At 39.8% G+C, this 11,677-nt stretch carries 12 protein-coding genes; 9 read left to right on the top strand and 3 right to left on the bottom strand.

Annotation, left to right across the window (positions count from 1 at the left end):
* The first annotated feature begins 103 nt into the window (after nucleotides 1–103).
* On the top strand, nucleotides 104–877 hold the full coding sequence (locus J2X07_RS09720) for an STAS domain-containing protein (RefSeq protein ID WP_310258393.1): 774 nt from the start codon (nucleotides 104–106) through the stop codon (nucleotides 875–877).
* A gap of 16 nt (nucleotides 878–893) precedes the next feature.
* On the opposite strand, the gene J2X07_RS09715 is transcribed toward J2X07_RS09720, so the two are convergent.
* Nucleotides 894–1,574, bottom strand: a complete 681-nt coding sequence (locus tag J2X07_RS09715; RefSeq protein WP_310258391.1) for a DNA alkylation repair protein — start codon at nucleotides 1,572–1,574, stop codon at nucleotides 894–896.
* Between the two features lie 236 nt (nucleotides 1,575–1,810).
* On the opposite strand from J2X07_RS09715, the gene J2X07_RS09710 reads away from it, so the two are divergent.
* Both J2X07_RS09710 and J2X07_RS09705 read left to right on the top strand, forming a co-directional pair.
* On the top strand, nucleotides 1,811–2,347 hold the full coding sequence (locus tag J2X07_RS09710; RefSeq protein ID WP_310258389.1) for an NfeD family protein: 537 nt from the start codon (nucleotides 1,811–1,813) through the stop codon (nucleotides 2,345–2,347).
* Between the two features lie 15 nt (nucleotides 2,348–2,362).
* Nucleotides 2,363–3,931, top strand: coding sequence for a flotillin family protein (locus tag J2X07_RS09705; protein WP_310258387.1), 1,569 nt, complete (start codon nucleotides 2,363–2,365; stop codon nucleotides 3,929–3,931).
* A gap of 304 nt (nucleotides 3,932–4,235) precedes the next feature.
* Here the strand turns inward: J2X07_RS09705 and J2X07_RS09700 are convergent, their stop codons facing one another.
* A complete protein-coding gene (locus J2X07_RS09700; RefSeq protein WP_310258385.1) occupies nucleotides 4,236–4,547 on the bottom strand; it encodes an MTH1187 family thiamine-binding protein in 312 nt (103 codons plus the stop codon).
* A 75-nt stretch (nucleotides 4,548–4,622) separates the two neighbouring features.
* Between J2X07_RS09700 and J2X07_RS09695 the strand changes: the two genes are divergently transcribed.
* The 6 genes from J2X07_RS09695 to brnQ all read left to right on the top strand — a co-directional run bounded on the left by J2X07_RS09695 (nucleotide 4,623) and on the right by brnQ (nucleotide 9,518).
* Nucleotides 4,623–5,039 carry a GNAT family N-acetyltransferase gene (locus J2X07_RS09695; RefSeq protein WP_310258383.1) on the top strand — a complete coding sequence of 139 codons (417 nt, stop codon included), beginning with the start codon at nucleotides 4,623–4,625 and terminating at the stop codon, nucleotides 5,037–5,039.
* Nucleotides 5,040–5,051: 12 nt separating this feature from the next.
* The gene (locus J2X07_RS09690) at nucleotides 5,052–5,966 is read left to right on the top strand and encodes a Nif3-like dinuclear metal center hexameric protein (RefSeq protein ID WP_310258381.1); all 915 of its coding nucleotides are present in this window, start codon (nucleotides 5,052–5,054) and stop codon (nucleotides 5,964–5,966) included.
* 118 nt (nucleotides 5,967–6,084) lie between these two features.
* Complete coding sequence (locus tag J2X07_RS09685) at nucleotides 6,085–6,591, top strand: GNAT family N-acetyltransferase (protein ID WP_310258379.1); 507 nt, start codon at nucleotides 6,085–6,087, stop codon at nucleotides 6,589–6,591.
* Nucleotides 6,592–6,729: 138 nt separating this feature from the next.
* The gene (locus tag J2X07_RS09680; RefSeq protein WP_310258377.1) at nucleotides 6,730–7,344 is read left to right on the top strand and encodes a DedA family protein; all 615 of its coding nucleotides are present in this window, start codon (nucleotides 6,730–6,732) and stop codon (nucleotides 7,342–7,344) included.
* A gap of 140 nt (nucleotides 7,345–7,484) precedes the next feature.
* Nucleotides 7,485–8,012, top strand: a complete 528-nt coding sequence (locus J2X07_RS09675) for a YhcN/YlaJ family sporulation lipoprotein (RefSeq protein ID WP_310258375.1) — start codon at nucleotides 7,485–7,487, stop codon at nucleotides 8,010–8,012.
* Nucleotides 8,013–8,207: 195 nt separating this feature from the next.
* Nucleotides 8,208–9,518: a branched-chain amino acid transport system II carrier protein gene (gene brnQ, locus J2X07_RS09670; RefSeq protein ID WP_310258373.1), complete on the top strand. Its 1,311-nt coding sequence runs from the start codon at nucleotides 8,208–8,210 to the stop codon at nucleotides 9,516–9,518.
* A 535-nt stretch (nucleotides 9,519–10,053) separates the two neighbouring features.
* Here the strand turns inward: brnQ and J2X07_RS09665 are convergent.
* Complete coding sequence (locus tag J2X07_RS09665; protein ID WP_310258371.1) at nucleotides 10,054–11,511, bottom strand: NAD(P)/FAD-dependent oxidoreductase; 1,458 nt, start codon at nucleotides 11,509–11,511, stop codon at nucleotides 10,054–10,056.
* Nucleotides 11,512–11,677 lie beyond the last annotated feature (166 nt).

Below are 11,677 nucleotides of genomic sequence, written 5' to 3'. Positions count from 1 at the left end.
TTTCATCCAATTTAAGGGAAGATGAGTAATTATATAGAAGAATTACATGAATTCGGCTATTATAAGGGTAGAGATATATTATGGTTTAAGGGGACAGAATGTCATGGTTCAACAAATAGATCCAGTGATTACTGATACATTAGACTGTTTAGAAGAAAATATTTTTATCATTGATTTAGAATATAAAGTTTCTTGGATGAATCAATCCGCCCAATCATTTATAGATAATATTAAAACTTTTCTTAAGCTTGAAAAAGCTGAAGATTTAATCGGAACATCTATTTCGCGCTTTCATAAAAACCCTTCCTATCAAATCAATCTTTTGGAAAAGGGAGATTTTCCAATTGATATGCAGCTTAATTTGTTCAACCGTTTCGTTGCCAGATTAGTCGTAAAAGAATTCATCGTTACAGGGGAGAAAAAAGGGTATCTCCTTAATTGGCGAGATATTACAGAGATTGAAAAGGAAAAAGAAAAAACGCAAGCGCTAATCGATGAATTATCAGCTCCCATTTTACAGACGATTGCCGAAAACACACTGCTGGTCCCATTAGTTGGGGAATTGTCTATAGAAAGAATGGAACGCCTGACAAGCAAGTTATTGAACGAATGTTTAAAAAACCAGGCAGATTTTGTACTTTTGGACTTCTCAGGTGTAACGACACTCGCCGATTCAAATTTAGGGCAAGAAGTCCAGAAACTAACGAGTGCGGTGGAGTTAATGGGAGCGACCGTACTTTATTGCGGCTTTTCAACAGAGATGGTAAAAGACATGGTTGATCTTGGCATCCAAACCAATCAGCTTTCCTTCGTTTCGTTCCATAACGCCATTCGTTATGTCGTTGCAAAACTAGGTTATCGATTAGAGAAAGCATAAAGAAAGCAGCCGTATATTATGACGGCTGCTTTGTTTTTTTGATATTTTTAATAGCTTCCTTATAAGACAGTGGACTGAGCTCAACACGGTGAACAAAATCCCACACCCAGTCTGGATCTGTTTTTGCATACTCTCTTAATGCCCATCCGATTCCTTTTCGAATGAAGAAATCCCCATCATATTTCGTTTCTTTAATGATATGTGCCAGCAGTTCCTTATCCGTTTTGTCCTTATACCCTAACTGAAACAAAATGGCAGAGCGCATAAGCCAAATGTTTTTTGAAGCAATCCACCGTTCTGTCACGGGATGAATTTCTTCAGGAAACTTCATAAAATAATAACCCGCGATGTTTTTTGCGATATGATCGATCGTATCCCACCAGCTTTTCGTTACAATCATATGCTCAATCCATGTGATATCTTCTTTTGTCATCTGTTTCTTTAATTTATCTACAAGCGTCATCCCTGCATATTGCATCTCGCGTTCAGGCTTATCCCATATTTGTTTTAAAACGGCACCTAATTCATCGCGTGATGGCAGTCCATATTCTTTTAGAAACCCTCTTAAACTTTCTTTCATGATTGGAGAGCGGAGACCAAAAAATTCAAACTGATCTCGCATGTATTTTTTCATTGGTTCTGCATCTTCTTTGCTTGCCCGCGCATGTAAAAATGTCCATAAATCCTCTGCATACATTATATTCCAACCTCCCTTTCGTAAATTATACAAAAAGTTGTTAACAAACTGAAACTTTTTCAAAACTTAATCGTAAATTTACATATAACACCAATATTGGAATTTGTTCAAACGTCGACAAATTATTACAAAATTTTCTAATTTGTTTTGTTATGGTTAAATTAATTCGTTAAGGAGGTTCAGGGGGGAAAGAAAATTACTGGTTCTAAACAGTCTGCAAAATAGGAGAGATGAAAATGGAACTGTTTGGGTATCCGTTAGCAAGCATCTACTTATTTAGTTTTATAGCCTTTGGGTGCATCACGTTCATTTATATTCTTTTTGGTGACATGCTGCATGCTGTTGCTCTGGATTTTTTGCATCCTTCACTTGTTCTATCATTTTTTACGATAGCTACAGCATCGGGTTATTTATTGGAGATTATGACGAGAATTAACAGCGGGTTCATTGCTGTTTTCAGCAGCTTGCTCTCACTTCTCCTCGTCACTCTTCTGAACGTTTTTGTACTCATGCCAATCCGAACAGCTGAAGAATCCCTGGGATATTACGATGAAGATCTAAAAGGGAGAGTCGGAACCGTTATTACGACCGTTCCGTCTGATGGATTCGGAGAGATCTTAATTGATGGCATCAGCGGGCGAATCCCAAAATCAGCAATAAGTATGGATAATCAGCCGATACCACAAGGAATGAAAATTCTTATTATCGACATTCAAAAAGGCGTAGTCACTGTTATGCCATATGAACAAGCAGAACAAACTTATATTCATTAAACAGGGGGAAATAAAATGTCATTTACACCGTTATTCATTGTTGTAGGTGTTGCGGTATTTTTAGTAGTTGCTCTTATCAGTGTCTTTATTACGAAGTACCGCACAGCGAGCCCGGATGAAGCTTTGATTGTTACAGGAAGTTTCTTAGGAAACCGTAACGTCAATATCGACGAATCGGGCAATAAAATCAAGATCGTTCGCGGAGGAGGTACGTTCGTTCTGCCTGTATTCCAACAAGCAAAGCCACTAAGCTTGCTGACAAGCAAACTGGATGTTCAAACACCAGAAGTTTATACAGAACAAGGCGTTCCTGTAATGGCTGACGGAACGGCGATCATCAAGGTGGGAAGTTCAATCGGTGAGATCGCGACAGCCGCTGAACAATTTTTAGGAAAATTAAAAGAAGACCGTGAAAACGAAGCGCGTGAAGTACTAGAAGGTCATTTAAGATCCATTCTAGGTTCTATGACAGTTGAAGAAATTTATAAAAATCGTGAAAAATTCTCACAAGAAGTGCAGCGTGTAGCTTCTCAAGATTTAGCGAAAATGGGTCTGATCATCGTTTCCTTTACGATTAAAGATCTGCGGGATAAAAACGGATACTTGGATGCGCTAGGTAAACCGCGTATCGCTCAAATTAAACGTGATGCAGATATGGCGATGGCTGAAGCAGAAAAAGAAACACGCATCAAGCGGGCTGAAGCGGATAAAGAAGCAAAGCAATCAGAGCTTGGACGTGCAACAGAAGTGGCAGAAGCTGAAAAGATGAATCAGCTGAAGGTTGCTGAATTCCGCCGTGAACAAGATATTGCAAAAGCGCGTGCTGACCAGGCTTACCACTTGGAAGAAGCGAAATCAAAACAAGAAGTAACCGAGCAGCAAATGCAGATTAAAATCATTGAGCGTCAAAAGCAAATTGAACTAGAAGAAAAAGAAATTCTGCGCCGCGAAAAGCAATATGATTCAGAAGTAAAGAAAAAAGCGGACGCAGACAGATACTCAGTGGAACAAGCGGCTGAAGCGGAAAAACGCAAACAGCTGGCAGAAGCAGATGCACATAAATACCGTGTTGAAGCAATGGCAAAAGCGGACGCTGAAAAGGTTCGTCTAGAAGGTCTTTCAAAAGCTGAAGCCGAGCGTGCCAAAGGGGAAACGGAAGCAGAAGTTATCCGCTTGAAAGGTCTTGCAGAAGCAGAAGCGAAACAAAAGATCGCGGAAGCATTCGAATTATACGGCCAGGCTGCCATGATGGATATGATGATGAAAATGCTGCCGGAATACGCGAAGCAAGTGGCTGCTCCATTAGCGAACATCGATAAGATCACGGTCGTTGACACTGGAGGCGGCGGTGAAAACGGCGGGGCAAACCGCATTACAGGGTATGCAACGAACTTAATGTCTACGCTGCAAGAATCACTTAAAGCTTCATCGGGCATCGACATGAAAGAACTGCTTGAGAATTTCTCTGGAAAAGGAAACGTTCGCCAAAGCATTGATGACCTGCGAATCGAATTTTCGAAAAAAGAGCCAAACGCACAGAACACGAAAGAAAAAAGTGAAGTAATCGTTTCAAAAGGAGAATAAAATAGGAAAAGCTTACTCCAAAGGCTGTTAAAGAGCCGGAAGGAGTAAGCTTTTTTCTAAAATTCAAGGATTTACAGGTGCCACTATGGAAAATAAGCGCGCCATATGAAAAATACGAGCGCATTCCGTGAAATACGAGCGCAATTCAAAAAATACGAGCGAAATCAGGAAAATACGGGCGTAATTCAAAAAATACGAACGAAATCAGGAAAATACGGGCGTAATCCGAAAAATACGAGCGAAATCAGGAAAATACGAGCGCAATTCGAAAAATACGAGCGCTCATACCGAACAACAAGTTACATTACTCTTGGTCCATCTTCGCTTCAACCGCTTGCAGCTTGCCTGCCATTGATGACTTTTTATCTCGGCGGTCGTCAATGCGGATGTTTGTAGCTACACGCTGAATGCCATTTGAAAATGGGACTTCATGAAGCTGCTGAATTACATCAAAAAGATCTGGCAGTTCACCTTCGATCAAAGTACTCATAGGAGTTAGCTGATAGTTCACTTTATCTTTGTTTTGCAGAAGCACTTTTTGAATTTCCGCTACATAAGTACTGACACTTGGGGTCTCTGTTCCAATTGGGATAATTGTAATATCTACGATTGGCATAGTCTCATCTCCTATTCTTTTTTCTATTGTAGCAAAGGTAAAACCAATATCAAAAGTATGAAGAAGGGCAGACAAATGAAAATTAGATTAGCAGATCAAAATGATGTTCAGCAAGTAATCACATTAGATGGAGAAATGATAGGCCATAACCAGCGAAAAAAACAAATCGAAACAGCGATTCAGCACGAAAGATGCCTAGTCATTTATGAACAAACAGAACTAGCGGGATTCCTGCTTTACAACACAGAATTCTTCGAGTGCTGTTTTATTTCACTGTTAATGATTAAGCCTTCATTTCAAAGGAAAGGTCTAGCAAAAGAACTCTTAATGACCATGGACAAATTTTCACCCACGAATAAAATCTTTTCATCTACGAATCAATCAAACGAAGCGATGCATAACGTTTTTGAAGGATGCGGCTACATAAAGAGCGGTATCATTGAAAACCTGGACGAGGATGACCCGGAAATCATTTATTTTAAAAAGAGATAAGGAGAAACCAAAATGGCAAATCTACTAAAAATTGACCAAGCGATCGACAATCTTTTTCGTTATCGAGAAATTGGAGTGGATCCGGCGTTCAGCCGCTTTATTCCAATGGTATATGACCCGATTCACTATGCTTGGCGGGAAAATTTCGAGCCAGCATTTAATCAACTGTTTAACGGACTGATGATAAAAGGTGACGAAGAGGTTGGGCGTGTCTTTTTAGCGGTGTTCCCGACAGATGATGTTTTAACCCGCTTTATATCCGAAGGTAAATCGGGTGATTTACTATTCATGCACCATCCACTTGTGATGGAATGCGGTGATCCGAAAGGGGAGTGGGGAAGAGGGTTTGTTCCGATTTCGGAGCACTTTATTAAGCAAATGAAAGAAAAAAAGCTGTCTGTCTTCACACTCCACGTTCCGCTCGATTATTCGCGAACAATCAGTACGAGTGATGCGGTGGCAGAGGCAATAGGAGCTAAAGTAATTTCCGAGTTTTTTATTGAAGAAAAAGGAGCATGCGGGGTCCTTTGTGAAATATCTCCCATTTCAACAGAAGCGCTCATTGAAAAATCGAAAGAAATCTTTAGTATTCCTTATGCAGACGTGGAAGGTCCACGTCATTCAGATATTACAAAAATAGCGATTGCGGCAGGATGCGGTGACAAAGTGTACGCCATGAAGGAAGCGGAAGAGTTGGGTGCACAAGCTTACCTTACAGGTGAAGTTCATTGTCACATTGATAACGACTATGGCCGGAAAAAATACAATGAAATGAAAGCGTATACGAAGCAAACATCCATGAGTTTGATCGGTGTCTCACACGCAGCATCTGAATATTTGGTTCATGCAACACAATTAAAGAAGTGGTTTACAGAACAATTTGAGATTCCCGTTACGTTAATCCCGCAAGAAAAATGGTGGGTGTAAAACATTTAAATCCTCCTGAACTTTTCGTTAGGAGGATTTTTCTCTGTTTAGCAGAAATGTATAGAAAATATTTCCATATAAAGAGAAGGGGTGTCATAATTGCTGAGGGGGAACTTCAATGAACATACGTCGAGCTGCTGCTAGTGATGCAGTAAGCATTGCTGAAGTACAGGTGAAAAGCTGGCAAAGTTCGTATAAAGGATTAGTGGATGAGAATTATTTACAAAGCATGTCCATTTCAGAACGTGCGGTAAGGTGGAAAGAATGGCTTGCTGCAGGACCTTCTCACATTATGTATGTGCTGGGAGAAGATAATGAAGTTGCTGGATTTGTTTCAGGAGGCAATATTCGCTCTGCGCATCCTTATGATAGTGAAATTTATGCAATATACTTATTAAAAGAAGTTCAGCGAAAAGGCTATGGCACTTTATTGATGAAAAAGTTTGCTGAAGCAATGCACAAGCAAGGAAAGAAGAGCATGATTGTATGGGTGCTGAAAGACAATCCTTCAAAACAAGCCTATCTTTCTCTTGGTGCGAAAAAAATCGATAAAGAACGCATTACAATCGGGAAGCAAGAGCTGTTCGAAGAGTGCTATGCGTGGGAAAACTTACCCTTATTTTAAGAACAAGTATCTATCTCGTCCTATTATGCATATATTGAAATAAACTCACATCTTAAACATTTTTTAAAATTCCCTTCCCAAATACCCTATATTATCGTTACAATGGTAGAAGGTGTAAAAATAGAAGTTGGTGACGGTATGCATGTTGACTTAATAAATATTATTTATCAATATAGCTATTTGGGGATATTCCTTCTACTCGCTCTTGGAATTATTGGGCTTCCTGTTCCTGATGAAATTTTATTGGCTACCATAGGTTATTTTATTTATGCTGGAGATTTGCCGGTTGTGCCGGCTGTTTTGAGTGCCTTTTTGGGAGCGCTAACAGGAATTACGGGAAGTTATTATTTCGGTACACTATGCGGAAGACCTTTATTGTATAAATTGGGACCTAAAATCGGCATATCGGAAGAAAAAATAAATAAAACACAAAGCTTTTTTAACAAGTATGGCAAGGGTGCGTTATTTTTTGGATATTTTATCCCAGGTGTCAGACATTTAACTGCTTATTTTGCTGGCATGTATTCTTTATCATTCAAGCAATTCGCGATCTACGCCTATTTGGGTGCAATCTTTTGGTGTTCCAGTTTTATGTTAATCGGTCACCAGCTTGCTGGCCGCTGGTATTATTTAATGGATCTCATACACAAAATAGGAATTTACGCCTTCCTTTTACTTGCTGTCGGCGGAATTGCGTGGATGATTTTCAGGCCGAAAAATAAAAGTTCTTATTCAAATAATTGGTATAAATAAATATAAAATGACGTTTTCCATTCACTATAGGGGAACGTTTTTTTGTTTTGTTTTTACTTATTCTCTCATGTATATTTTCTCTCTAAAGTACAAATTTTATAAGATGACAGTCAACAAATAATTAAAGGAGTGTCGTCTTAATGAAAAAGATAATTATGGTAACAGCTACAGCTCTAATGCTTACTTCTGTTCTTGGAGCTTGCGGCATGAACAATAAAGGTAAAAACAACCTTGGTCAAGAATCACGTAAAAACATGACGAATGTGAATTACAACAACCGTACAAATGATTTGGGTTACAACAATATCAATAACCCAACGATCAATGAAAATACACGGATGGATGTAGCAGATGCAGCGGCTAGGAAGGTAACGGACCTAAAAGAAGTGAAAAGTGCAACGGTTATCACTACAGATAACAACGCGTATGTTGCAGCTACGCTTGAAGGCGGAGAAAGCATGAAGCTGACAAGAGAAATAGAAAAGAAAATTGCAGATGCCGTTAAAAGTACTGACAGTAGTATAAACCATGTGTATGTATCAACAAACCCTGATTTTGGAGACCGTATGAGAGGCTATGCTGATCAGATCAATAAAGGGAATCCGGTATCTGGCTTTGCTAAAGAATTCAGCGAAACGATTAGAAGAGTTTTCCCTTCGAATCGTTAATGAATGCAGGACTGAGAAGTATCTCAGTCCTATTTCATTGTTAAGATTTGTTAGAAAATTCTTTATGTCTGAATATTGACTCCACTCCCTAATCGTGTTACAAATACATAAGTAATTTAATCAATTCGACAAAATTCGATTATTCTAATATAACGAAATGTAGCTTGTATTACCACGGAGGAGGATTAAACAACTATGGATAAACGAACACTCTCAGTGGGATTGATGTTGTTTGCCTTATTTTTTGGAGCAGGAAATTTAATTTTTCCACCTGCACTCGGACAGGCAGCAGGTGATTTGGTTTGGGAATCGATGGCTGGCTTTTTTATAACGGGAGTCGGGCTCCCGTTATTAGGTGTTATCGCATTAGCACGTGCAGGCGGGGGGCTTGAGAAACTGACTGAACGAGTCAATCCGCTTTTCGGAGCAGGATTTGCAGTCGTTTTATACTTAGCGATCGGTCCTTTCTTCGGGATTCCTAGAACAGGAACGGTTGCCTATGAAATGGCTGCTTTGCCTTTTTTACCGAAAGGATTTGACGGGGGATTACCGCTTTTGTTATTTACGATCCTCTTTTTTTCGGTTACCTACTGGCTTGCATTAAACCCATCAAAGCTCGTTGACCGAATAGGGAATGTTTTAACACCGCTTTTATTGGCCATTATCGTTTCAATATTAGTAAAAGCTATTTTCACACCGATCGGCAAAGTGGGCAGCGCAGCACCTGAGTATGCAAGCAACCCGCTTGTTAAAGGATTCATGGACGGCTATTTAACAATGGATACATTAGGCGCACTAGCATTTGGTATCGTAGTGATAACAGCTGTAAAACAACCGGGTATGAAAAAAGAACAAGTCACGAAAATGGTTATTAAGGCAGGAATCATCGCTGCGGTTTGTTTGGCAAGTGTCTATGGCATTCTTGCCTATCTTGGATCAACAAGCCAAGGTCTCGGAAAAACCGAAAATGGCGGACAGATTTTAACAAACATTGTTTATCAATTGTTTGGACAGCCAGGAAATATATTGCTTGGAATAGCCGTTGCTTTAGCTTGTTTAACCACTTCTGTTGGGCTGGTAACAGCAAGCGGGGAATTCGCTTCTAAAATGTTTCCAAAGCTGCCTTACAAGCGTGTAATCCTATTTTTATCAATCTTTAGTACAGGTGTTGCTAATCTTGGTTTAAGCCAATTGATTAAAGTTTCGGTTCCCGTACTCACAACCATTTATCCGATCGCGATTGTGCTGATTTTGCTATCGTTTTTTCATCATTTATTCTCAGGAAGAAAAGAAGTGTATATCTGTTCTATAGTAGCTACAGCGCTTATTTCCATTGCTGATGGTTTAAAAGCATTTGGATTGAACCTTGGCGCTCTCGAACAGATGTATGCTCACATCCCATTGTATGCAGAAGGAATCGGGTGGCTGATTCCTGCATTAGTTGGCGCAGCTGTTGGATTTATCATAGCGCTCATTAAAGGACGAATCGTGATTTTTTCAACATAATAACAAGAAAAACGAATGACTCAAAAGGCCGCATATTTGTCTGCAGCCTTCTGGGTTATTTTTTTGCGGTCGATAGAGGTTGTGTGACAAAATTTGCAGAAAGACCTAATTTAAAGCTGATTTATAAAGATTGTTCGGGATTACTTCTAATTTGACTCCAAAGACAAGTTGATTGGAGTGTAGATGCGTGACTTCTCGAAAATGAAAATCACATTTTCTTCGTGCGAGGTAAAGCTACCGAAGCCTTGCTTGTCCAGCGGGATCAGCGTGCCTGCCACTTGAGTATTCTTCAGGAAAGGCATGCGACGAGGAAGCTTACTACGGCAGGGTTTTCTTACAGACGCAGGAGCAGTACTTAATATATTTTACACCGAGGCTCACCGCACACCCTGTGGAAAGCGAGCATCTTGTAACGGAAATCAACTACTATCAAGAGCAACAATGATTGCGAAAACCGTCAAACAAAAAGACTGGCTCCTTCTCAAATGCATCAATCACATTCTGCGGGAGTCAGTCTTTTTTCCTTTTTTTTTCGTTAAACCAATACAGGCATTTTTTCTTTTAATTTGGCAGCAACATTTCTCGCAATCCAAACGCCGCAAGCACTTGCTTGAGCAAGACCTCTCGTTATTCCTGCACCATCTCCGCCAACGTAAAGACCGTTTATTTCGGATTCGAACTGATCGTCCAGCTTCGGACGGGCAGAATAGAACTTCGCTTCCACTCCGTAAAACAATGTGTGCTCCGAAGCGATACCTGGTGTAACTTTATCTAGTGCTTCCGTCATTTCGATCAAACTTTTCATCGTGTTATAAGGAAGTACGAGCCCAAGATCTCCAGGAACTGCTTCTTTTAAAGTTGGGCGCAGGAACCCCTCTTTAATACGCTTATCAGTAGACCGTCTGCCTTTTAAAATGTCACCATATTTTTGAACGACGAGTCCTCCCATTGAAAGCTGGTTGGCAAGCTTGGAAACTTCATGTGCATATTCAGTAGGCTGGTCAAAGGGTTCTGCAAATTGATGTGACACAAGCAGAGCAAAATTTGTGTTTTCACTGCCAAGCATAGGATCTTTGTAGGCATGACCATTCGCAAGCATGATTCCTGAATGGTTTTCTACGACAACATGGCCAGCCGGATTGCTGCAGAAGGTTCTGACTTTAGTCCCGACAGAAGTGTTGAATACAAATTTTCCTTCGTACAGATGTTTATTGATTTCTTCCATTACGATGTTGGATGTTTCCACACGCACACCAATATCTACTTGGTTGGCAGTCATCTTAATACGGCGTTTCTTTAGGATCTTTGTCAACCATGAAGAGCCATCACGTCCGGGAACAATTACTATTTTTTCTGCTGTAATCGAAGTGCCGTCTTTTAACAGTATTCCTTTTGCGACATGACCTTGTTCAGTCCGCTCGGTCACAATGTCCTCAACTTCAGCTTTGTATTTCATTTCAATTTTTGTTTTTAAATGTTCATAGATGCTTTTTAGGATTTGAAGATTTTGCTCTGTACCAAGATGACGCACTTGTGCACGCAAAAGCTTAAGCCCTGCAGCATATCCGCGTTTTTCAATATCTTTTACTTCAGGAGTTAATGGATCAGTAATCGAATCGGTAGCCCCATGCTCTAAGTTGATCTCATCCACGTATTTAATCAATTCCACGACTTTGTCTTCAGAAAGATAATCTGTCATCCAGCCGCCAAATTCACTCGTAATGTTAAATTTTCCGTCAGAATAAGCGCCAGCACCACCAAATCCATTTGTAATGGAACAAGCGGGCAAACAGCCAGCAAACTCTTTTCTTCCTGCTGCAGGAGGACATTTTTGAATCTTTTTCTCTAATATCGGACAAGACCGCGCGTAAATATCATGGCCTTTATCTAGTAATAAAACTTTTGCTTCAGGAAGCTGTCTTGTAAGTTCGTAGCTTGTAAATATTCCTGCAGGTCCAGCGCCAACTATAATGATGTCATAATGGGTATTCATCATATCCCCCTCGAAAGCGTTCTCAACTTTAAATTCTTTTTCCATTGGTAAATATAACAAGAAACCGGGGGTAATTCAAGATAAATACGAACAATCTCATAAAAAAATCTAATATAATTCGTATTTTGGTTTTTGGTTACAAAAAAACCTTAAGCTCATTGGTTTA

The organism is Fictibacillus barbaricus, assembly GCF_031457135.1.
GTDB classification, from domain to species: Bacteria; Bacillota; Bacilli; order Bacillales; family Fictibacillaceae; genus Fictibacillus; species Fictibacillus barbaricus_A.
This window is presented reverse-complemented; position numbering and strand designations above follow the sequence as displayed.